Consider the following 21,508-nt stretch of genomic DNA (forward strand, 5'->3'; position numbering starts at 1 on the left):
GGGAATGAGGGTGGGGGTGCTGATGGGCCAACGACTTCATTTCCCCAAAAACTCCGGCCCAAAGCTGTGGGGGAGGAGTTGCTCGAGCGTCTGCACCAATGGCTTCCCCTCGATGCCGTGGGAGATCACCTCGACGTCGAGATCGGCAAACTCGCGGATACGCTGGCGGCAGCCGCCGCAGGGTGTGACGGGCGTGGCGCCGGGGCCGGTGACATAGATGCGCTTGATGCGCTTGCCCCCACCGGCCAGCATGGCGGCGATGGCGCTGGGCTCGGCGCAATTGCCCACCGGATAGGCGGCGTTCTCGACATTGCAGCCGGCGTAGATCTGACCGTCATCGGCCAGAATGGCGGCGCCGACCTGGAATTTTGAATAGGGCGCATAGGCTTTTGCGCGAACGGCTTCAGCGGCCTCGAAGAGGGCTTTATCGGTGTCGGTTGTACTCATTGCTTCAGCTCAACTCGTTTTTGGCCCGGGGTACCCTTCCCTTCTCCCCTCGAGGGGAGAAGGTGGCGCGACAGCGCCGGATGAGGGGTTCAGCATAGCGTTCCATGGTCAGGTCTTCACCCCTCACCCCTGCGCTCTCCCCTGAGGGGCGAGGGGCGAAGCCGCCGACTATCTGGTGCAAGGACCGCCTAGCGCTCCTTGGTATAGGGCACGCCGGCAGCCTTGGGGGCGACGGCGCGGCCGATGAAGCCGGCCAGCAGCACGACGGTCAGGATATAGGGCAGTGCCTGGATGGCCTGCACCGGCACCTCCCCGATAATGGGGAAGACCTGACCCTGAATGCGGAACTGCACCGCATCGAGGAAGCCGAACATCAGGCACACCAGCAGCGCCGGACCCGGACGCCACTTGGCAAAGATCAGCGCCGCCAGCGCGATATAACCGCGACCAGCCGACATGTTGTTATTAAAGCCCGCGGACTGGGCGATGGAGAGATAGGCGCCGCCAATGCCCACCAGCACGGCGGTGATGATCAGCGCCTGATAGCGCAGGCGCGTGACCGAAATGCCGGCGGTGTCGATGGCCTTGGGATTTTCGCCCACGGCGCGTAGCCGGAGGCCGAAGCGGGTGCGGAACAGCACCCAAGCCGTCGCCGGCACGGCGACAAAGGCGAAATAGGTGATGATGTTATGGCCCGAAATCAGCTCGCCATAGATCTGACCAATGACTGGCACGTCGCGCAATTGCTCGGCAAAGGGCAGGTTGATGGGATTAAAGCGCTGATCGCCGGAAAGCTGGGGCGTATAGCCACCGCGCTTAAACCAGGACTGGCCGAGGAAGGTGGTGAGACCGGCCGCGAGGAAGTTGAGCGCCACGCCGGAAATGGTCTGGTTGCCCTTGAAGTTGATCGAGGCCAGGCCATGGATGCCGGAGAACATGAGGGCGGCGCCAATGCCGGCGAGCAGACCCAGCCAAGCCGAGCCGGTGACGGCGGACATGGCGGCGGCAGCGAAGGCTGCCGCGAGCAGCTTGCCCTCAAGACCGATGTCGACAATGCCGGAGCGCTCGGAATAAAGGCCGGCCAGGGACGCCAGGATGAGCGGCACGGCGAGGCGCACGGTGGAGTCGAGAATGAGGGTGATGTCGACGAGAAGCTGTTCCATCACTTGGCTCCTGCCGCCGGGTCAGGCTGGGCGAACATTCGTCCCAATGGTCCGCGCAGCATGTCGCCCATGGCGCCGGTGAACAGGATGACCAGCGCCTGGATGGTGACGATCATCTCGCGGGTGATGCCCGGCATCTGGAAGGCCAGTTCCTGGCCACCCTGATAGAGCATGCCAAAGAGCAGCGCCGAAAGGCCGACACCGATGGGGTGCCCCTTGCCCATGAAGGCCACGGCAATGCCCACGAAACCTGCGCCATTGACGAAATTGAGGATCAGGCGACCCTGCACGCCGCCAACATTGTTGACCGCGACCATGGCAGCGAAGGCACCGGCCAGAGCCATGACGATCATGATCAGCTTCTGGTTGGAAATGCCCGCATAATTGGCGGCCACCGGATTGTTGCCCAGCGCCCGCACTGCATAGCCGAACTTGGTGTGCCAGATCAGCCAATAGACGAGAAACAGAGCGCCGATGGCCAGGAAGAAGGTGAGATTGACCGGCGAGTTCTTGAACAGCTCGATGAAACCGCGCAATTGCGGCACGCGGGTGATCGCTTCAAGCGGCGCGCTTTCGTCGGAGTTGACGCCGGCGGGCTTCAATATGCGACTGATGATGTAGCCCATCATCGAGACGGCAATGAAATTGAACATGATGGTGGTGATCACCACATGGCTGCCGCGCTTGGCCTGCAAATAGCCCGGGACAAAGGCCCAGGCGGCCCCGAACAGGGCGCCGCAGATGATCATCAACGGGAAGACCAGGGCCCAGTGCATGCCATTGAGCGCTAGGCCAATCAGAATGACGCCCAGCCCGCCGACATAGGCCTGGCCCTCGGGGCCAATGTTGAACAGGCCCGCATGAAAGGCCAGCGACACGGCAAGGCCGGCGAAGATGAAATCGGTGGTGTAGTAGAGCGTATAGCCAAAGCCCGACCCATAGCCGAAGGCGCCGTAGAGCATGATGCCCACGGCCTGGAGCGGATTCTGTCCGACGGCCAGAACGATGAGGCCGCCGACGAGGAACGCCAATACGACATTGAGCAGGGGCAGGAGAACGACGTCGGCCCAGCGAGGCAATGGGGTCATCAGTTGGTATCCCTGCCGGAATTGTCTTTGGGGCTCATTTGCACCAGCGTCTGCTGAATTGGGGTTTCGTGCTCGGGCAAGGTGCCGGGCTCGGTAACGACATGATCCTTGTGCGAGCCGGTCATGCGCAGGCCAAGCTCGGTCTCGTCGGCGGTGGCCGGATCGGCCTCGCCCACGATCTGCCCATCAAAGATCACCAGGATGCGGTCTGAGAGCGAACGGATTTCGTCCAGTTCCACCGAGACGAGCAGGATCGCCTTGCCGGCGTCGCGCATCTTGATGATCTGGTTGTGGATGAACTCAATGGCGCCAATATCGACGCCGCGCGTCGGCTGGCCAACGATCAGCACATCGGGATCGCGCTCCATCTCGCGCGCAAGCACCAGCTTTTGCTGATTGCCACCGGAAAAGTTGGAGGTCTTGAGATCCAGATTGGCCGGGCGCACATCGAATTTCTTCATGTACTCACTGGCCGAGGCACGCGCCTTGGCAATGTCGAGGCCGGGACCAGCACCATATTGGTCCTGATAGCCCAGGATGGTATTTTCCCAAGCGGAAAAATTGGTGACCAGGCCCATGCGCAAGCGATCCTCGGGCACATGGGCAAGGCCGGCGGCGCGGGCACGGGCGGCGCCGTCATCGCCTTCGAGCGACAGGGCTTTACCCTTGACGCGCACCTCGCCCGACTGCTGGTCGCGCATGCCGGCGATGGCTTCGAGCAGCTCGGACTGGCCATTGCCCGCCACGCCGGCAATGCCGACGATCTCGCCGCTACGGACCTGGAAATTGACCGACTTAACGCGCGGCACGCCGAAATCGTCGGTGACGACAAGATTTTCGACTTCCAGCAGCACAGCGCCGGGGGTGGCGGCGCCCTTTTCGACGCGCAGCAGCACACGGCGACCAACCATGAGTTCGGCCAGCTGTTCAGGACTGGTCTGGGCCGTCGCAAGGGTCGCCACCATCTCGCCCTGGCGCATGACCGAAACTTCGTCTGTAATGGCCATGATCTCGCGCAGCTTGTGCGTGATCAGGATGATGGTCTTGCCCTCGGCGCGCAGCTTGCCGAGGATGCGGAAGAGGTGATCGGCCTCGGCCGGCGTCAACACGCCGGTGGGCTCGTCCAGAATAAGGGTTTCGGCGCCGCGATAGAGCGCTTTCAAAATTTCGACGCGCTGCTGCTGGCCGACCGAGAGATTTTCGACGACGGCGTCGGGATCGATCTCGAGGCCATAGTCGCGGGCCAATTGCTTGAGGTGATCGCGCGCGCGGTTGAGCGTCGGCCGGAGCAGCGCCGAATCCTCGGCGCCCAGGACCACGTTTTCCAGCACGGTAAAATTGTCGACCAGCATGAAGTGCTGGTGCACCATGCCGATGCCCAGCGCCAGCGCATGGCGGCTGTCCGTAATCTTGTGCTCCACACCATCAACCATGATGGTGCCGCTGTCGGCGGTGTAAAAGCCGTAGAGGATCGACATCAGCGTCGATTTGCCGGCCCCGTTTTCCCCCACGATGCCATGCACCGTGCCCCGCTTGATGGCGAGGTGGATGTCACGATTGGCGTGAACCGGGCCGAAATGCTTGTTGATGCCGACAAGCTCGATAGCGAGCGCTGAGGCAGCGGTCCCGGGGGACCGCTGCTCGTTTGCCGGGTTAAGACCTGTCATCGAAGTCCAACCCCTTTTCAGGTCTTAGAGAGACGGGCACGACTCGTCGGAACGATAGTCATGAACGGTGACAGCACCCGAGATGATGTCGGCAGTCGCCTTGTCCAGCGCAGCCTGCATTTCGGGGGTGATCAGCTCGGCATTGTGCTCGTCGATTGCTGCGCCAACGCCTTCTTCGGCCAGGCCCAGAACGATGGTGCCGGGAGCCCAGGTGCCATCTTCAACGCCCTTCATGGCATTGTAGGCGGCAACATCGACGCGCTTGAGCATCGAGGTCAGGACCGAACCGGGGTGCAGGTGGTTCTGGTTGCTGTCGACGCCGATGCCGTACTTGCCAGCGTCAGCAGCTGCCTGCAGCACGCCTGCGCCCGAACCGCCGGACACCTGGAAGATCACGTCCACGCCCTGGTCGAGCTGGGACTTGGCAACTTCGGTGGCCTTTACGGGGTCGTTGAAGGCTTCAAAGCCGGTGCCGACATAGGTCTCGAGCACTTCGATATCGGGGTTCACCGACTTGGCGCCCTGGGCATAGCCACAGGCAAAGGCTTCGAGCAGGGTGAAGTTGAAGGCCGGGACCACGCCGATCTTGCCGCTTTCCGACTTCATGGCAGCCAGGATACCGACGAGGTAGGAGCCTTCCTGTTCCTTGAAGACCACGGACTGCACGTTGGGCAGGTCAACGACAGTGTCGATGATGGTGAACTTGGTATCGGGGAATTCCGGGGCAACGGCGCGCAGAGCGGTTTCCCAGGAGAAGCCCGGCAGCACGATCGGGTTGTTGCCGCGCGCGGCGAACTGGCGGACGGCCTGCTCGCGCATGGCGTCGCCGGAGATTTCCAGATCCTGATAAGCGCCGCCTTCGGCCTTGAACTTCTCGGCGCCCATATAGGCAGCCTCGTTGAACGACTTGTCGAACTTGCCACCGCCGTCATACACCAGAGCGGCATCGGCAAAAGCTGCACCAGCCATGATGGCGCTGAGTGCAACACCGCCAGCGATGGCCTTGGTAAGGGTCGAAATTTTCATTGATTCAGTCTCCCTGTCTCGCACCAGCACCGGGACCAGAGCCCGTAGGTCTATCTGCGTGCGCTAACAGGGGATAAAATCGTGCAATGGCGTCTGCCGCAAGAGGGAAGGCGCGAAATTTTTCCGAATGGTCAAAAATCGCGCAGGTGATGACGAAGCAGGCATCACCCGGCATCCGCCAACCGCAGCAAACCCTTAGAACCGCAACAGCAGCGCCTGAAACATCTGCGCCAGATCAAGGTCGGCAAAACTGGTCACCAGGACGGCCAGGGCCGCGATGAGATAGAGGGCGATGCTGTCTCGGGACTGGGTGGACATGGGGCTTTTAAATCAAATTGAGATGAACTGCCCCCTGTCTAGCGGATCAGCGACGGCGGAATAATGGCGCTGGTGCGGTCATTTTGGGCGTGGTTAAGCAAGGGTGAATGGGCGGCGGACGGGTCTGGAGGCGGTGTCGCGCCTCTGGCCGGCAAAACCGGACCCAGTTTGCCCGAGGCGCTGTTCAGGCCGGCCCAAGCGGGGTGATCTCGGCGCCCATGGCGTGGGCAAAGCGCTCGAAAAACCCGTCGATGATCTTTTGCGCCGAATTGCCGACGATGGCCTTGCCCAGTTTCATGATCTGCCCCGAGGCGCCGCCCCGGGCCGAAAAGGCCAGAAGGGTTGCAGCGCCCTCGTCGGCCAGCGTGATATCGGCGGCGCCTTCAGCCAGTCCCATCAGCCCGCCCTTGCCCTTGCCGGACAGCGTATAGCTCTGGGCCTCGAGCACGTTGGAGAGGGCCAGCTCGCCCTTGAAGCTGGGCTTGACCACGCCCAGGTTGACGGTGATGGCGAGATCGAGGGTTGCCGGCCCCGACCAGGCGATGTGACTGCAGCCGGGAATGGCGGCCTTGAGGATTTCGGGGTCGTTGAGGGCCCGCCAGACCGCCATGCGGCCGGCGCCGATCCGATAGCGTCCGCCAAAATCCATCAGGCCCGCGGCCCCGCGCATTGGCTATATTCCGGACGGCAGGGCGCGATGACAGACATGGTGTGGGTCCAACTCTTTACGTGCGGCTTTTTCGCACCAATATGGACTAAATAGTTGCCCGGACGTGCAGTTGCAATTGTCAGGCGGTGCAGCAGACGCAATCTAAGGCAGGCCGGCAGCTTCGTCAGATCGGCCAATTCTAGAGGGAGCCCAGGATGACCGACCAAGTGACCACCACTGCACCTGCAGCCAATGTCTCGGCGTTGGCGGAAAAGCCGCTGCAGTACCTGGACAAGGCGGTCAACGCCATCCGCGAGCTGGGCATCTGGCCCGAGCAGCAGGGCGAACAGCCGATCACCGGGCTGTTGCAGCAGATTACCGAGCTGGACGAAACCCGTGTCATCCTGATCGGGCGGACGCTGAGCCAGGCCAGCGCCTTCAACGAAGTGGTGCGCGAGCAGGTCGCGGCCATGAAGATCGGCGAGCGCTACGAGGACATCACCAAGGGCTTTGACTCGATCCGCGACGATGCCAAGGGCATGGTCGACCAGCTCGCCGACAACAAGATCGACATTTTCGAGCGCACCTCCAATGTGTGGATGAAGGTGAGCCGGGGCGATATCGCCACCCGCTTCAACAAGATCCGCGATACCTATCTGGCCGTGACTGCCGACACCAAGGACCAGATCGACCGCGAACACACCATTCTCGAGGCCTATCGCGATTTCCGTGGCGCGCTCAAGCAGGCCGAAGTGATGGCTCTCGAAGTGCTGCAGACCGCCGAGCAGCGCCTGGGCGAAAAGAAGAACATCCTGCAAAAGGCCGCCGATGAGCTGGCCGCCTTTGCCGGGACTGTGCCGGCTGACCGGGCGCGGCTCGAAATGGCCCGCGACGAGCGCCTGCGCGAAATGCAGAACGAAGAAAAGCGCTACCAGATCGCCAAGGACCTCTCGGACAATCTGACCATTTCCTACAATACCTCGGAAGTGGTGATGGCGCGGCTGATGCAGACGACCAATGCCAAGGAGCGGGTCTATCAGCAGTCCATCTCGTTCTTTTCGACCAATGAAACCGTGCTGACCGCCCTCTCCGCCTCGTTCACCGGCATGTTCGGCCTGCATGAGAGCACCGAGACGCTGAACGCGATGAAGGAGGGCATGAGCAAGTCGCTCGAAACGCTCTCCGAGATTGGCGACAAGGTGCAGGAAGAGGCGATCAGGGCTGGCTATGGCCCGACAGTGCGGGCCGATGCGGTCAAGAAGCTGGTCGATAGCGTCGTCAACTTCCAGGAAAAGAGCCGCACCATCATCAATGAGATGCGCATCGCCTCGACCAAGAATTCGGCCGAAATCCGCGACGCCGTGGAAGACGGCAAGAAGCGGCTGGCGACATTGGCGGCAGAGGGCAATGCCCTGCTGCTCGAAACCCGCACCTGACAATCAGGACGATTGGTGAAGGCACCGCATGAGTGACGCGACGGCAAAGGCCGCTGCCCCTCTCGATGAAGTCATGCTGGCGATGGACGTGGTCGACACGCTCCGTCACCGGCAGGACCTGGTAACGCGCGAACTCGACGGGGTAACGCGTGAAAAGCAGCTGATCGAGAAGCTGCGCTCGGTCTATCACCAGCAGGGCATCGAGGTGCCCGACCATATCCTGAAAGAAGGCGTGGCGGCCCTGGCCGAAAGCCGCTTCACCTATGAGCCCCCTGCCCCGGGCCTGGGCACGACGCTGGCGCGTCTTTATGTCGGCCGCAAGCAATGGGGCCGGCCGCTGCTGGTGGGGCTGATTGCCCTGTTGGCGCTGGGCGTGGGCTATTTCGGTGTCTGGCAGCCCTATCAAAACGGTCAGGCCGAACAGGCCCGGCTCGAATTGAGCGAAGGGCTGCCGGCGCAAATGGATGCGCTCTATCAGACCATTTACGACGAGACCAAGGTACAGCAGGCGGCCAACGATGCCGAAGCGCTGGTGGCGCGGGGCAAGGCTTTTGCCGCCGAGGGCAATCGCGCCGGCGCCGAAAGTATCGTGACTCAGCTGACCGAGTTGCGCGACCTGTTGCGGCTCGAATATGCCCTGCGCATCGTCAATCGCGAGGGCGTGCAATCGGGCTTCTGGACTTTCCCTGAAATCAATACCGACGCCACCAATTACTATGTGGTGGTGGAGGCCATCACCCTTGATGGCGAGACACTGTCGCTGCCCATTCTCAACGAAGAAAACGGCGAAACCGAAACAGTGGCGATGTGGGGCGTGCGCGTGCCCGAAGGCGTCTACAATGCCGTTTCGGCCGACAAGCAGGACGACGGCATCATCCAGGCCAATCTGGTCGGCCGGAAATCGGATGGGTTTCTCGATGTACAATACGCCATGCCCGTTCTGGGTGGCGCCGTGACCCGGTGGTAGGCCAATGAGCATTCGCGGCCCCCAGGCGCTGGCCAGCCTTGAAGACGCCATGCGCGACATCCGCCGCGAGGAGGATGAACTTTCCAAGCGCGTGGCGCGCGCCGCCGAGCGGCTGAGCAAGACGCGAGAGCACGAGGCGGAGCTGTTCCGTCAACTGGCCCGGCTGCGGCTGGACCCAGCCGTGCAAGCCGAACTTGACGGGCGTATTTCGGGCGCTGAGGCCAAGGCCCGCGATATGCTCAAGGCCCATGCCAAGGATGTCAGCAAGGCCGAAAAATCGATCTCTGCGCTCGACAGCAATCGGTCGGCACTGGCAGACAAGCGGGCCGAAGCGCTCAAGCTGCTCGAAGAGCAACAGGCGGCGCTCGCGGCCTTGAGCGCGGCCCAGGTGGCCAAGCTCGCCGCCGATCCGGCATTTGTGGCGCAGAGGCGGGAAACCGAAGAACTCGACCACATCGCTGAGCAGTCGATGCGCAAGACCGAGCAGGCCGAGGCTGATCGCGAGGAAAAGGGGCGCCCCTATCGGGAAGACCCGCTGTTCATGTATCTCTGGGATGCCGGCTATGGCACTTCAACGTACAAGGCGGGCAATCTCACGCGTTATTTCGACGGGATGGTGGCCAATCTGGTTCGCTTTGCCAAGGCGCGGCCAAACTACGCCATGCTCAACGAAATTCCGCTGCGGCTGCGCGAGCATGCCGAGTTGCAGGAAGCCAATGTGAGCGCCGCCGAGGCCCGGCTGGTGGCCATGGAAACCGCTGCGGTCGATGCGGCCGGCGGCAAGCCGATCCGCCAGGCCATTGCCCAGGCCCAGGCGGAAATCGCGCGGCTGGATGCCGAGATCACCGCTATCGAGGACCAGCGCGATGCGGCGGCAACGGCCCTGCAAGCGCTGGCCGATGGCCGCGATCCGGCCTTTGAAAACGCGGCGTCGGAGCTGGCGGCGGCGCTGGGACGCGAAGACATCCAGACCCTGCTGGACGAGGCGCGCAAGACCCACACCGGCCAGGACGACACCATCGTCGCCCAGATTGACGATGCCCGCTCGCGCATTCGCGAAGAGGAGCAGGAAAGCCGGGAAGTCAAGGAACGCCTCAAGACCCTGGCCGACCGGCGGCGGGAACTTGAAGACATCCAGTGGGAGTTCAAGAAGCAGCGGTTCGACGATCCCGGATCGAGCTTCAAGGAAGACCGGCTGGTGGGGGACCTGCTCAACGATTTCCTGCGCGGCGGCATTTCGGCCGCGAGCTATTGGGATCAGTGGCGCCGGAGCCAGAACTGGGCCCCCGGCGCCGAATGGGGCGCCGGCTACAAGCCGACACGGCAGAGCAGTTCTTCCAACCCCTGGCCCCCGAGCGGGGGCGGCTTCCAATGGCCCGACAGCAGCATCGGCGGCTCCAGCGGCCGCAAGAGCAAACCGTCATCAGGCGGGTTCGGCGGCGGCTGGGGTGGTTCGTCGGGCGGTTCGTCCGGCGGCGGCTTTTCACGCCCGCGCACCGGCTCAAGCGGGACGCGCAAGACTGGTGGGTTCAAGACTGGCGGCGGGTTTTAGAGGTGATTGCTTAAGCTGAGGACTGGATTGGGGTGGGAAGGAGTCGGCGGTTCGGAAAGCGGACGTTTGGCGAATGAGGAATTTGGGGCCACGCAGGACCCAGCTTAGTGAGTGAAGATCGGCCTTAAGCCGAGTAGAAATTAAGCCGTAGCTCCCACTGTGCATCTAGTACCGTGGGATCAGTCAGCTATGTAATCTGTAGCTTCATTCTTAGGCCTTCATACAAAGAAATGTAGCTATAGCTTGCTTTTTTTATAGAAATCAGAAATGGTGGCCTTATAGCTGTAGATTCAGCACTCAGCTCCGCAGGAAAGGGAGATATAAAGCCATAACTACAAATTTGTACCGCGCAGAAGTCCTTTTCAAGGGCAAACCAGCTGGCATCCTTGAACAGACAGTGACTGGCGGGACGCGCTTCACCTATAACGAGGAATGGACAGGCGACGTCGCCTGCTGCTTCCCCGCGACCCAGCGGGAACACAACTGGGCAAACGGCCTGCATCCTTTTTTCCAGCACTTGGGGCCGGAAGGATGGCTGCGAGAAAAGCAGGCGCGAGGCGCCCACATCAAGGATGAGCAGAACGATTTCGCGTTGCTCTTGGCCTACGGCGAAGACTGCATCGGGGCGGTCGGAATACGTCCGCTCGAGGAGACAGACGTACCCAAGATCGAGGAGGGCGCTCCAACGCCTGGGAGGACGCTCTCCGGCGTACAGAAAAAACTGCTGGTCGCAAAAGAGGGCGATAGGTTCGTCCCTGCGGGTAAGGACGGCCCTGCCCCCTTTATCGCAAAGTTCAATTCGGAGACTAGAGGATCTTTGGTCCGCAACGAACTTCGCTCGCTTCAGTGGGCGGCAAATATACTCGGCAAGGACGAGGTGACGCAGTTCAGGACCGCTTATGTTGGAGAAGAGGTAGCGCTGATTGTCACCCGTTTCGACCGGACCGAGAAAGGCGATAAGTTCCGCCTCGAGGACTTCGCTCAGGTGCTCGTAAAACCCAGAGGCGTCAACTACGACGGCAAGTACGGGAGCAGCTACGAAGAAGTCGCTCGCGTTATCCGTGAGCATTCCGCCCGCCCAATCATCGATCTCGACAAGCTCTTTCGGCGCCTCATTGTGTTCGCGGCGCTCGCAAACTGCGATGCACATCTCAAGAATTTTTCGCTTCTGGAAGCACGGGACGGCCTTCGGCTGTCGCCGGTCTATGACGTCCTGAATACCGCCATCTACGATGATCTCGACAGAAACTTTGGCCTCTCAATCCTTGGCAAGACCCGCAACGTCGAAGAGCTAAACGGAGCGCTGTTTCGAAAGTTCGGCGCCGAGATCGGCCTGCAGGAGCGAGCCGTGGAGCTCGCACTTAGCGACCTGAAGAAGCAGATCGACAAGAACCCCATCAACGTACCATCCGGTGAACCGCCGGATGGCTTTATCAGCCGCTTTGCGGAAGTAGTGAGGAACCAATGCCTGCGTCTCTTCGAGGAGTAGAGCTCCTCAATTGGCAAAAGCTTGTCGACGAAGCGGTTGAGCGCCGCAAAGAAGGCGGGATGACCAAGCGCGAGCACGCCGCACTGGCCGGTGTGAGTGCGCCTACTATGGCTGCCTTCGAGCGCGGCGAGACGACGCTTAGCCTCGCGAAGGCCTTCGACATTCTACGCGTCGTTGGGCTAATGGACGAACCCGTCGCTGCCGGCGCGCAGGAGCGGTTCTTGCGGGAGTCCATTGAACGCTGGCAGAGCCTCGTGAAAGACCTGCCCGCCAAGAGCCCGGCCCGCTTTCCGGATGGCCATTACCGCGTCGACTACTGCTTCGGCGGTGAGCTGAAGACACCGACGATGCGAGAGTTCGAATACATGCTGAGGGAAGTGTCTCGCACAAAGTATTCTGGCTGGTCGGTCTTCATGTTCATGACGCGGGAAGAATTCCGCCCCCGCGAGATCGACGGCTCTATCGAAACCTGGCTCCCGCCCAGCGAGATTGTGGAGCGCACCTTCGATGATGCCGCTCATTGCGATTTCTGGCGCGGAGTGCCATCCGGACGGATGTTTCTTATCCGTGGTTATCAGGAGGACGGGCAAGAGACGTTCCCTGCCGGAACCGTCTTTGACACCACCTTGCCCATCTGGCGCCTTGGCGAGATTCTTCTGCACGCGAGCAACCTTGCGCAACTACTCGCCAAGGATGATCCACTCTCGCTAACTGTGAAGCTGCGCGCGCTCTACTCAGGACTTCGCGGGCGCCAACTGAGAAGCTGGGCTAATCCTCTCGCAGGGCCGATCATGGAAGGCAGGCCGTCCCGCAGCGATGAAGTTTTGCTTGAAACCGAGCTGTCGGTTAAGGACATCAAGGAGGATCTGGCCGCGGTCCTTACGCCCCTCGTGTCACAACTCTTCGAGCGATTTGACGCCGAAAGCGTCTCCTATGACTTCGTGAAAAGCGAGGTTTCAAAGCTCACGAAGAGTCGTTTCTAGATATCTGGTCGGACTGACAAGCCGATCGATCCCGATGAGCCTGAAATGGCGCAGCCCCAGTGCGGCGAATGGCAGCTTCGGAGAAGTTTCTGACTGATCTCGAACGTCTCCAATGGGGTCGACATCTGCCCGGCAGCAATGCTTTGATTGTGGAACCGTTCCGCCATTTGACATACCTGGTGGGCCGCTTGCTGCCAGAGGCAGGAGCTAGGCCCGAGCAGGAACAGATCGGGGGCGTCCGATACGGTATTGGCAGATATGAGCCCGCTGTTCGGCACGCGGCCAGCAGGCGCCGCCCGCCCAATGTGGGTGAGCGGCAGGCGCGGTGGACGCTGGCAGCATGTCTTTGTCTGCGTACAGCCCCGTCAACAATCCTGTCCGGCCAGGACCAGTCGACAATCAACTGATGCCGGCCTGCATGCTGAATGGCGATGGGTCCTAGTGCCCCATTGCCATTTGATGTTCACAGGTCACGTTGGGATTGAAGGGCATCAAGACGCCGCTTGGATTGTCGCGAAACGCCCAAACATGCTGATCAAAGTGGGGCGCAAAACCATGTGCCTCATCGGCTGCCGTGTTTGGATCGTCTGCCATTGTGTCCCAGGTCCGTCCCGCGAACACCGGAGCCGTCGAATTTCCGGCTTTTTTCCAAGCATCTTGAAAAACCAGGTTCTCCACGCCGACAAGCACCAGTGAGCCATCGGCCTGTGGCTCATAGAGCAGGATTGCCGGCGCCATGAAATCGGTATGTGTGCTGTTGCCGTCGACCCTTGGCTCGGAAGCGGTCAACTGCAGAACTGCCGGGTTGAGGTAGTGGAGACCCATGGCTCCCCACTCCGGCGGCAATCCCTCCGCGGCGGCGTCGACGCAGTGGCCCGATGGATCCGGCACGTAGCCGCTGGCCAATGCCACATTCACATCCTGATACTTCTCGGCAGCTGCGCGCACTGCTGCAACGTCCGATGCTTCGTCTGCCCATCCACCCTGCATTCCGATGGCGCTCAGTGTCATTGACAGCGCTACCAGCAAGGCCGGTGATTTTTCACCCATTCCATCCTCCCTACAATGCAATGATTGCCGGGAACGCTCGGAAAACTGGTTACTGCTAAAGAAGACTGGTCATTCCCGCTACGTCCCGGAGGACAGGGGCATCATCCCTGCCCGCCAAAATTCTACTCCCATGAACGGGAGAGGGGAAGCTGGACTTCTTGCCAGGGTTCCACAGTCCGCGCACCGATCGCCAGGCGAGGGTCGCGGCAAGGGAGCCTTGGGGATAGCGGCTATCGGACGTGTCGGGGCGTTCAGTTGGGCTTGGGGCTGGCCATCACTTCCCAGACATTGCCTTCGCTGTCTTCGAAATAGGCGGAATAGCCCCATTCGGATTCAGTGCCGGGGGTGATGATCAGGCCGCCGGCCACCAGCACGCGTTCGAGGATGGCGTCGACAGCTTCAGGGCTTTCGGCCTTGTGGCTGAGGACGAAGCCGGGCGTGCCTTCAAGGCTTTCGGGCTTGCCGGCGGTCTGGGCGATCTGGTCGCGCGGGAACAGCACGAAGGAGAACTTGTCGTCAAAAAAGAAAGCGACGTGATCCTCGCCGGCGCCGATCTGGTCGTCCGCGATGTCGAACAGGGCCCGATAGAAGGCAAAGGCGCGCTCAAGATCATCGACGCCCACGGTGATAATGGAGATTTCAGGCTTCATAACTCAGGCCTTGTCGCCGCCGGTGGAGAAGAGGGCTTCAAACTGACCGTCCTCGATGCGGGCGGCGGCAATCACCGCCTGGGTGCGGCTATCGACATCGAGCTTTTGCAGGATGGCCGAGACGTGTGCCTTGACGGTGGCCTCGGAAATCGAGAGTTCGTAGGCGATCTGCTTGTTCATCAGCCCGTCGCTGAGCATCATCAGGACGCGCACCTGCTGGGGCGTGAGGGTGGAGAGGCGCTTCATGAGCGCGGTATGATCATCCTCGCCGCCCAGCGTGGTGCCGACCGGCACGAATACCTCGCCCGAGAGCACGGTTTCGATGGCACGGCGGATTTCGGTGGGGCCGACGGATTTGTGCAGATAGCCAGCGGCGCCCAGCTCAAAAGCCCGGCGGACCACCGTGGCATCCTCGACAGCGGAAATGATCATCACCGGGATATCGGGATATTGCGCGCGCAGCAGCAAGAGGCCGGAAAAGCCCCGCACGCCGGGCATGTTGAGATCGAGCAGGACCAGGTCACAATCGCGGTCGGTGTCGAGCGCCGCGCTTAGGCTGGTGAGGTCCCCGGCTTCTTCCACATTCACCGTGGCATCGCCCCCCGCCAGTGTCTGCCGCAGGGCAGCCCGGAACAGGGGATGATCGTCTACGATGATGATGCGGCGGCGCGTCATGAATTTGAACCTGTGTCTGAGGGTCGGTTGCGGACCTGAATCGCACGGATTTCCGGCCGTCGCCCTTGCATATTGCGACAATGCTTAACGGGTTCTTTACCATGTTTTCCCAAGAGTGAGGTTTATACCTTCGTGTTGAATCGCGAGGGGTCCGTCTATTTTGACAGGGACCAGCCATGCCCCGCGCGTACAGTCACTCAGATTACCCTGACACAGCCCAAGATCCTGGCGCTGGTGAGTGGCAGGCTTTGCGCGGCGAGCTGGTCGCCTTGCTCGACAAGGTCGAGAGCCATTACGGGCAGGTGGAACCCGAACCCGCAGCGCCGGCCATGACCGGGTTGGCGCAACGCGTGCGCCATCTGCGCGATCAGGTCGGGGTTCCCGAACCCACAAATCGCCGCCGCGAGGCCCTGCGTACAGTCAAGCGCGCCGTGGACCGGTTCAGCGAGCGCGATGCGCATCTGTCCGACATCGACGACGCGAACGATCTGACTTCGGCCATTGCCGAGATCCGCAGCCGCCAGGGCGCGGCGCCAATGCCTATGCGCCGCGCCAATGACATGCCCGAAATCCGCGAGCTGGGAAGCCTGGTGGGTGGCATGAGCCAGCGGCTGGAACGGCTGGAGGGCGAGCTCAAATCGCAGCGATCCAGCGCCGGACATGTGCGCGAAGTGGCCAGCCAGGTCGAACAGCTGACCCAGGTGGTGGAACTGCTTGCAGGCGCCGTGGGCGAAACCGGCCAGGTCAAGCGCCTCGAAGCCCAGATTGCCGCCATTGGCGCGATGATCGAAGAAGCGCCGCGCAATGATCTGTCGACACTCAACGCGCGGCTCGACGATGTGTCGGCCACGGTTGGCAAGCTGGCCGAATTGCAGGCCCAGCAGATGGAGCGCGAAATTGCGCGCGACCAGCGCCGCAATGCCGAAAGCAAGAGTGACGCCGCAACGACGCCGATGCCGGCGATGCAGGGCATCGAAGACAGCGTGCGCAATGTCTATGACCGGATCGACGCCATCGAGCGCTCGGTGGCGATGTCGTCGGGGGATTTCGAGCGCCTGACCAATGCCATGGCGAGCTTCACCCAGACCATCCAGGATGGCGGCGGCGCGCCAGGCGTTCTGGCCGATCAGATCGAGGCCCTGGTGAGCCGGCTTGATGACGCCGGCGGCAATGCCGACGTTGCAGCGCTCAAGGCCGAGATGGCCAGCCTGCGCAATGCCGTTTTGCAGGGCATGGAGCCGCGTTTTTCCAAGATCGAAGACCAGATCGAGGCGCTCGGCGCTCGGATCGTGCCGGTCGATACCAAGGCAGTGGAAAGCCAGCTCAAGTTGCTGATGGACCGCATGGACGATGCGGGCGCCCAGCTGGACGGGTTGGCGCGGCTCTATAATGCCGATGAACGGCCCGACCTGGAATCGCTGGCCAATATGGCGGCGGAGCGCGCCAGCGAGGCGGTGAGCCGCAAGGCTGCGGCGCCGGTGGCCGTGTTTGGCCCCGAAAGCCTCAAGAGCATCGAGGACCGGCTGACCGGACTGATCAAATCGGCCGGCAAGACGCCTGATTACGAACAATTGGCGGATCTCGTCGCCGCACGCACCTCCGAGGCGATGCGGGCGCCGGCCGGGGGCGGGTTGAGCGAAGAGGGCATGGACGCGCTCGAAAAGCGCATGACGGCCCTGTTCAACACTGCCGGCAAGGATACCGCGGAGCGCCTGACCCGGCTTGAGGCCGTGCTGGCCGGCAAGAGCGACCCTGCGCCAGCCGCCAAGGCCGAAGCAAGAACCGCGCCGATGGCCAAGCCGGCTGCCGCTGCACCGGTCGATCAGTTCGCACAGGCGCTTGCGGCTGAAGAACCGCAAAGCGACAAGCTCGACGCCATCATGGCGAGCCTGATCAAGGACCAGCGGGACACCATGCCCGCCAATCCCGGCATCGAGGCGCCGCTGGTCGACAAGGGTTTTGGCGACAAGGGTCCGGTGCGTTCGGCCCTGGCAGGCAAGATCAATGCTGCCGAGGCCCCCGCACCGCGCACTGAAAAGCCGATGGCAACGCCTGATATTGCCGCTTTCGACCTCACCCAGGCCGAGCGCCCGCCGCGGCCACGGTCGAGCTTTGCCGAACCGGACAATGACCCGTTTGCGCCTGCGGTTCGCCCGCAGACCGAAGGGCCGGTCGAAACCGTCGCCTCCTCGAGCACCAGCACATTCGTTGCCGCGGCCCGGCGGGCCCAGCGCGCCAAGCAGGACGAAGCACAGACATCGGACGGCGGTTCGCTGATGGCCAAGGCCCTGGCCCGGGTGCGCTCGCGCAAGGAGCCCAGCCCGACCGAGCCTGCGCCGGTGGCCCCAGCGCGGGCCGTTCGGCAGAAGGACAAACCGGCCAAGGAGGCGATTGCCGCTCCGGTTGCCGCCAGCGTCGCCCCGCCCCTGCCCGAGCCGGATGCGGCTGCGCCAAGCTTTCTCGCGCGCAACCGTCGCCCGCTGCTGTTGGCCGCCACACTCATCGCCGTGTCGATGCTGGCGCTTAACCTTGTCATGCAGCGCACCGGATCGAACGCGCCGAACGTCGAGAGCGCGCCAGCCGTGACCGAGAACCCGGCGCCGTCCGATGATCAGTCGGCGGTGGTGCCGCCCCGCGTCATCGACATGGTGGACGTGACCGCAACCGGTTCGATCAATCCGGGCGAGCCGATGAGCTTTGCCCGCTCCAGCGCCTTGGCAAGCTCGACGCCGTTGCCGCCCACGCTCAAGGCCGAAGGCGGGCGCATTGCCATTGCCACAGCCGATCCGGTTGCCGCACCGGAGGTCACGGGATCGATTGGCGCGCCGACGCCGGGCACTGATAGCCTGCCCGAAACCTACGACCTGCCACCCGAGGCCATTGGGCCCATCGAATTGCGCGAAGCAGCTGCCGGTGGCAGTGCACAGGCCCAGTTCGAAGTGGCCGCCATTTTTGGCGAAGGCCGGGCACTGGCCAAGGACCTTGAACAATCAGCGCGCTGGTATGAGCGTTCAGCGGCGCAGGGCTTCGTGCCCGCGCAGTATCGCCTGGGCAATCTCTATGAGATGGGCTCGGGCGTCGACAAGAACCTGGAACAAGCGCGGCTCTGGTATCAGCGGAGTGCCGAAGCCGGCAACCGCATGGCCATGCACAATCTGGCCGCCCTTTATGCCGGTGGCGAGATGGGCGAGCAGCAGTTCGAGCTGGCCGCCGAATGGTTCGCCAAGGCGGCCGAGCACGGCATGACCGACAGTCAGTTCAACCTGGGCATGCTCTATGCCCGCGGACTGGGCGTCGAACAGGATTTCGAGCAGTCGTTCAAATGGTTCTCGCTGGCAGCCCGGAGTGGCGACCAGGATGCGGCCAAGGCCCGCGATGACATTGCCAAGTCGCTTTCTGCAGAGGCTGTTGACCGGGTCGGTGACGCGATCGCAACCTGGAAACTGCAGCCGTTTGACCTGGCGGCCAATTTTGCCCCCATCGGCACCTGGTCGAGCAATTTCGACGCCGGTGAAGCGATTACCAATACCGAGGTGATTGCCAAGGTGCAGCAGGCGCTGGGCAAGCTGGGCTTTGACATCGGCACACCCGACGGCGTGGCTGGCCCCAAAACCCGCGACGCCATCCGCGCCTTTGAAAAGGCCACTGGCATGAGCGAAATCGGCGCGATCAATCCACGGCTTCTGGCAGTTCTGGGTAGCCAGCCCGTTTAAGGCCTTGTTTGGTCGCGCTTCTGGTCCTCGGATCAAGTCCGAGGGGCAAAACCGGGGCCACTGCTGCTGGAACGCTCCAGACATTCCAAGATGTTTGACAGCGTCATGGCCCGGACGTAAGCCCGGGCCATAATTTTTTCGCCCGAGCGGCCGGGCCTTACCTCTTGTTGACGGACCATCCATTAGGATGGGCCGCGCAACGTTGTTACGGGACCTGAAGATCTTGCAGATCTATCTGCCGATCGCCGAGCTTTCCGTGAACCTCTTCTTTCTCGTGGGGATCGGAGGGGCCGTTGGCTTTTTGTCGGGCCTGTTCGGCGTGGGCGGCGGGTTCCTGCTGACCCCCCTGCTGATCTTTTCGGGCGTGCCGACTGCCGTTGCCGTTGCCTCGGTGACTGGCCAGGTGGTGGCCGCCTCGACCTCCGGGGCGCTCAGTCATTACCGGCGCGGCGGCATCGATCTGCATCTGGCCATGTATCTGGTGCTCTCGGGCATATTGGGCGCCTTTGGTGGCGTTGCGGCCTTTGACCTGCTGCGCGACGCCGGCCAGCTCGATCTCATCATCGCACTGGGCTTTCTGGTGCTCCTCGGCTTTGTCGGCGTGCTGATGCTGCAAGAATCGGTTCGGGCCCTGCTCAAGCGGCGCCAGGGCGTGGTGGTGCGCGAGCGCCTGCCCAACCAGCACAGCTGGATCCATGGCCTGCCGCTGCGCGTGCGGTTCAAGAAGAGCCGGCTTTATATCAGCGTGCTGCCGGTGCTGATCATTGGCCTGTTCATCGGCTTTGTCGGCTCACTTTTAGGCATTGGAGGCGGCTTCATCATGGTGCCGGCGCTGGTCTATCTGCTGCGGGTGCCGGGTAATGTCGTCATCGGCACATCGCTGGCGCAGGTGGTGGCAATGATGGCCGCAACCACGATCCTGCACGCGGTGCAAAGCCAGAGCGTCGATATCCTGCTTGCCTTCTGCCTGATGGTGGGCGGCGTGGCCGGGGCCCAGTTTGGTGCCGCAGCCGGCAGGCATTTGCGCGGCGAACAGCTGCGGGGCTTATTGGCGCTGCTGGTGCTGGCCGTGGCCATTCGGTTCGGGCTGTCGCTGGTGCTGACCCCCAATGACGTGTTCTCCATGGCCGTGGGGAGCGTGACGCGATGAGACGCCTGGCGCTCGTGCTCATGGCCCTGATCGGGACCGCGCTGCCCGCAGCGGCCGAGCGGCTGGTGTCCAGCGTCTCCACCGAGACCGTGGAAATCACATCAAGCTTTGACGGCGAGCGGCTGACGTTTTTCGGCGCGATTGCACCCGACGCAGGAGCCGACCAGCGCTTCGTGGAGGGGCCTTTCCACGTCGTCGTGGTGGTATTGGGGCCGACGCAGGACCGCGTGGCCCGCAAGAAGACCAATAATTTCGGGGTGTGGCTCAACACGGAACAGGTCGAATTCAAGGGCTTCCCGAGCTATTTCCACGTGCTCTCGAGCGCCAAGCTGCGCGACATCACCGATGTGAACACGCTGACCACGAGCTATATCCTGCCCGAATCCCATGCCCTTTCGCCCAATCCCGCCGGGTGGTGGCAGACCCTGACCTTCGGGCAGGAGCTGATCCGACTGATGTCGGAACAAGAGTTGTTCGGCGTGCAGGAGGGCGGCGTGCGCTTTCTCTCCGAGAGCTTTTACCAGGCGCAGCTGACCCTGCCGAGCAACGCGCCGCCCGGGCCCTATATCGCCCAGACCTATGTGTTCAAGAATGGCGAAATCATTGCGCGCAAATCCGATGGCTTCGCTGTGCGCAAGATCGGGTTTGAACGCTTTCTGGCACTCTCTTCGACCCAGTCGCCCTTCCTCTATGGCCTCGCCTGCGTGGTGCTGGCGCTATTCACAGGCTGGCTGGGCGGGGTGTTGTTCCGGCGCTAGCCGCCGACCAGCCTTTTGACCGGTACCGGATAGGTGCGGTCACGACCAAGCATGACCACTTCGAGCGCCGACCAGTTGAAAAGGCCGAAAAAGGCCGAGGAGAGAATGTTGAGCGCGCCCGTGGAACTGCCATAGGCGGGCAGGATCAGCAGGCGATTATCGTGCACGAAACAGGGTTTTCGCGTGGTGCGGCCATCCATGGCCAAGCGCGCCGCCGGGTGGAGATGTCCAGCCACCAGCCCGGTCTGCCCTTTGCGCGGCTCGTGCGTCAGCACCAGCCCGTCCAGCTCCAGCTCGGGCAGGCAGGTGCCGCCGATGGCGTGGGGCATGGGATCGTGGTTGCCGGAAAGCCAGATGCACTCGACCGCTTCGGTGATGGCATCAAGCCGCATGCGGTCGGCGGGGGTGAGCAGCGCGGCTGAATCGGGGCGGTGGAAACTGTCACCCAAGGCAATGAGCCTGGTGGCGCCCGTGCGCCTGAGGTCGGTTTCGAGCCGGGCCAGCGTCATGGCCGTATCATAGGGCGGCAGCATCTGGCCGCGCCGGGCAAAGCTGGCCATCTTTTCGAAGTGGAGGTCCGCCACGAGCAGGGTCTGCCTGGTGCGCCAATAAAGGGCGCCAGAGGGCAGCGGCTCGAAATTGTGGGCGGCGAAGCGCAGCACGGGCGTCTCGATGGGTTCGGGGATTGCGGCTGGACTAGGCACTGACTGTGTTCTCTTTGAAGGCC

At 62.4% G+C, this 21,508-nt stretch carries 18 protein-coding genes and 1 pseudogene; 8 read left to right on the forward strand and 11 right to left on the reverse strand.

What is annotated here, in order from left to right; genetic code table 11:
• Positions 1-36: 36 nt before the first annotated feature.
• The 7 genes and pseudogenes from NIM87_RS17305 to NIM87_RS17330 all read right to left on the reverse strand — a co-directional run bounded on the left by NIM87_RS17305 (position 37) and on the right by NIM87_RS17330 (position 6,379).
• A complete protein-coding gene (locus tag NIM87_RS17305; protein ID WP_254675967.1) occupies positions 37-447 on the reverse strand; it encodes a cytidine deaminase in 411 nt (136 codons plus the stop codon).
• A gap of 188 nt (positions 448-635) precedes the next feature.
• Positions 636-1,610, reverse strand: a complete 975-nt coding sequence (locus NIM87_RS17310) for an ABC transporter permease (RefSeq protein WP_254675970.1) — start codon at positions 1,608-1,610, stop codon at positions 636-638.
• A complete protein-coding gene (locus tag NIM87_RS17315) occupies positions 1,610-2,698 on the reverse strand; it encodes an ABC transporter permease (RefSeq protein WP_254675971.1) in 1,089 nt (362 codons plus the stop codon). Before NIM87_RS17315 ends, NIM87_RS17310 begins: the two co-directional genes overlap by 1 nt.
• A gap of 116 nt (positions 2,699-2,814) precedes the next feature.
• A pseudogene (locus tag NIM87_RS17320) lies at positions 2,815-4,365 on the reverse strand (ABC transporter ATP-binding protein); the annotation flags it as partial.
• Positions 4,366-4,389: 24 nt separating this feature from the next.
• The gene (locus tag NIM87_RS17325) at positions 4,390-5,391 is read right to left on the reverse strand and encodes a BMP family lipoprotein (RefSeq protein WP_408640086.1); all 1,002 of its coding nucleotides are present in this window, start codon (positions 5,389-5,391) and stop codon (positions 4,390-4,392) included.
• 195 nt (positions 5,392-5,586) lie between these two features.
• A complete protein-coding gene (locus NIM87_RS18640; protein ID WP_269468095.1) occupies positions 5,587-5,709 on the reverse strand; it encodes a hypothetical protein in 123 nt (40 codons plus the stop codon).
• A gap of 184 nt (positions 5,710-5,893) precedes the next feature.
• Entirely contained in the window at positions 5,894-6,379 is a 486-nt protein-coding gene (locus NIM87_RS17330) for a CoxG family protein (RefSeq protein ID WP_254675974.1), read from the reverse strand.
• Between the two features lie 194 nt (positions 6,380-6,573).
• On the opposite strand from NIM87_RS17330, the gene NIM87_RS17335 reads away from it, so the two are divergent.
• The 5 genes from NIM87_RS17335 to NIM87_RS17355 all read left to right on the forward strand — a co-directional run bounded on the left by NIM87_RS17335 (position 6,574) and on the right by NIM87_RS17355 (position 12,785).
• Entirely contained in the window at positions 6,574-7,794 is a 1,221-nt protein-coding gene (locus NIM87_RS17335; protein ID WP_254675976.1) for a cell surface protein, read from the forward strand.
• A 28-nt stretch (positions 7,795-7,822) separates the two neighbouring features.
• Positions 7,823-8,761: a DUF6384 family protein gene (locus NIM87_RS17340; protein ID WP_254675977.1), complete on the forward strand. Its 939-nt coding sequence runs from the start codon at positions 7,823-7,825 to the stop codon at positions 8,759-8,761.
• Positions 8,762-8,765: 4 nt separating this feature from the next.
• A complete protein-coding gene (locus tag NIM87_RS17345) occupies positions 8,766-10,313 on the forward strand; it encodes a coiled-coil domain-containing protein (protein ID WP_254675979.1) in 1,548 nt (515 codons plus the stop codon).
• Positions 10,314-10,653: 340 nt separating this feature from the next.
• The gene (locus NIM87_RS17350; protein ID WP_254675980.1) at positions 10,654-11,802 is read left to right on the forward strand and encodes a type II toxin-antitoxin system HipA family toxin; all 1,149 of its coding nucleotides are present in this window, start codon (positions 10,654-10,656) and stop codon (positions 11,800-11,802) included.
• The gene (locus tag NIM87_RS17355; RefSeq protein WP_254675981.1) at positions 11,778-12,785 is read left to right on the forward strand and encodes a helix-turn-helix transcriptional regulator; all 1,008 of its coding nucleotides are present in this window, start codon (positions 11,778-11,780) and stop codon (positions 12,783-12,785) included. The genes NIM87_RS17350 and NIM87_RS17355 overlap by 25 nt, the downstream gene beginning before the upstream one ends.
• Positions 12,786-13,223: 438 nt before the next feature.
• Here the strand turns inward: NIM87_RS17355 and NIM87_RS17360 are convergent, their stop codons facing one another.
• From NIM87_RS17360 to NIM87_RS17370, 3 genes are all read right to left on the reverse strand, one after another.
• Positions 13,224-13,835, reverse strand: a complete 612-nt coding sequence (locus NIM87_RS17360; RefSeq protein WP_254675982.1) for a hypothetical protein — start codon at positions 13,833-13,835, stop codon at positions 13,224-13,226.
• A gap of 251 nt (positions 13,836-14,086) precedes the next feature.
• Positions 14,087-14,485, reverse strand: a complete 399-nt coding sequence (locus NIM87_RS17365; protein WP_254675983.1) for a VOC family protein — start codon at positions 14,483-14,485, stop codon at positions 14,087-14,089.
• A gap of 3 nt (positions 14,486-14,488) precedes the next feature.
• The gene (locus NIM87_RS17370) at positions 14,489-15,160 is read right to left on the reverse strand and encodes a response regulator (RefSeq protein ID WP_254675985.1); all 672 of its coding nucleotides are present in this window, start codon (positions 15,158-15,160) and stop codon (positions 14,489-14,491) included.
• A gap of 248 nt (positions 15,161-15,408) precedes the next feature.
• Here NIM87_RS17370 and NIM87_RS17375 point away from each other — a divergent pair, with 248 nt between their 5' ends.
• From NIM87_RS17375 to NIM87_RS17385, 3 genes are all read left to right on the forward strand, one after another.
• Positions 15,409-18,873, forward strand: a complete 3,465-nt coding sequence (locus NIM87_RS17375; protein WP_254675986.1) for a peptidoglycan-binding protein — start codon at positions 15,409-15,411, stop codon at positions 18,871-18,873.
• Between the two features lie 223 nt (positions 18,874-19,096).
• Positions 19,097-20,023 carry a sulfite exporter TauE/SafE family protein gene (locus NIM87_RS17380; protein WP_254675987.1) on the forward strand — a complete coding sequence of 309 codons (927 nt, stop codon included), beginning with the start codon at positions 19,097-19,099 and terminating at the stop codon, positions 20,021-20,023.
• Positions 20,020-20,781, forward strand: a complete 762-nt coding sequence (locus NIM87_RS17385; protein ID WP_254675988.1) for a TIGR02186 family protein — start codon at positions 20,020-20,022, stop codon at positions 20,779-20,781. Before NIM87_RS17380 ends, NIM87_RS17385 begins: the two co-directional genes overlap by 4 nt.
• On the opposite strand, the gene pdeM is transcribed toward NIM87_RS17385, so the two are convergent.
• On the reverse strand, positions 20,778-21,485 hold the full coding sequence (gene pdeM, locus NIM87_RS17390; protein ID WP_254675989.1) for a ligase-associated DNA damage response endonuclease PdeM: 708 nt from the start codon (positions 21,483-21,485) through the stop codon (positions 20,778-20,780). The two genes, NIM87_RS17385 and pdeM, sit on opposite strands and share 4 nt — an antisense overlap.
• Between the last annotated feature and the right edge of the window lie 23 nt (positions 21,486-21,508).

The sequence above is a fragment of the Devosia ureilytica genome (assembly GCF_024273195.1).
GTDB classification, from domain to species: Bacteria; Pseudomonadota; Alphaproteobacteria; order Rhizobiales; family Devosiaceae; genus Devosia; species Devosia ureilytica.

What these genes read in the sequence shown, in the direction of transcription:
- NIM87_RS17305 (WP_254675967.1), bottom strand. Translation starts at nt 447, where the DNA reads ATGAGTACAACCGACACCGATAAAGCCCTCTTCGAGGCCGCTGAAGCC.
- NIM87_RS17310 (WP_254675970.1), bottom strand. Translation starts at nt 1,610, where the DNA reads ATGGAACAGCTTCTCGTCGACATCACCCTCATTCTCGACTCCACCGTG.
- NIM87_RS17315 (WP_254675971.1), bottom strand. Translation starts at nt 2,698, where the DNA reads ATGACCCCATTGCCTCGCTGGGCCGACGTCGTTCTCCTGCCCCTGCTC.
- NIM87_RS17325 (WP_408640086.1), bottom strand. Translation starts at nt 5,391, where the DNA reads ATGAAAATTTCGACCCTTACCAAGGCCATCGCTGGCGGTGTTGCACTC.
- NIM87_RS18640 (WP_269468095.1), bottom strand. Translation starts at nt 5,709, where the DNA reads ATGTCCACCCAGTCCCGAGACAGCATCGCCCTCTATCTCATCGCGGCC.
- NIM87_RS17330 (WP_254675974.1), bottom strand. Translation starts at nt 6,379, where the DNA reads ATGCGCGGGGCCGCGGGCCTGATGGATTTTGGCGGACGCTATCGGATC.
- NIM87_RS17335 (WP_254675976.1), top strand. Translation starts at nt 6,574, where the DNA reads ATGACCGACCAAGTGACCACCACTGCACCTGCAGCCAATGTCTCGGCG.
- NIM87_RS17340 (WP_254675977.1), top strand. Translation starts at nt 7,823, where the DNA reads ATGAGTGACGCGACGGCAAAGGCCGCTGCCCCTCTCGATGAAGTCATG.
- NIM87_RS17345 (WP_254675979.1), top strand. Translation starts at nt 8,766, where the DNA reads ATGAGCATTCGCGGCCCCCAGGCGCTGGCCAGCCTTGAAGACGCCATG.
- NIM87_RS17355 (WP_254675981.1), top strand. Translation starts at nt 11,778, where the DNA reads ATGCCTGCGTCTCTTCGAGGAGTAGAGCTCCTCAATTGGCAAAAGCTT.
- NIM87_RS17360 (WP_254675982.1), bottom strand. Translation starts at nt 13,835, where the DNA reads ATGGGTGAAAAATCACCGGCCTTGCTGGTAGCGCTGTCAATGACACTG.
- NIM87_RS17365 (WP_254675983.1), bottom strand. Translation starts at nt 14,485, where the DNA reads ATGAAGCCTGAAATCTCCATTATCACCGTGGGCGTCGATGATCTTGAG.
- NIM87_RS17370 (WP_254675985.1), bottom strand. Translation starts at nt 15,160, where the DNA reads ATGACGCGCCGCCGCATCATCATCGTAGACGATCATCCCCTGTTCCGG.
- NIM87_RS17385 (WP_254675988.1), top strand. Translation starts at nt 20,020, where the DNA reads ATGAGACGCCTGGCGCTCGTGCTCATGGCCCTGATCGGGACCGCGCTG.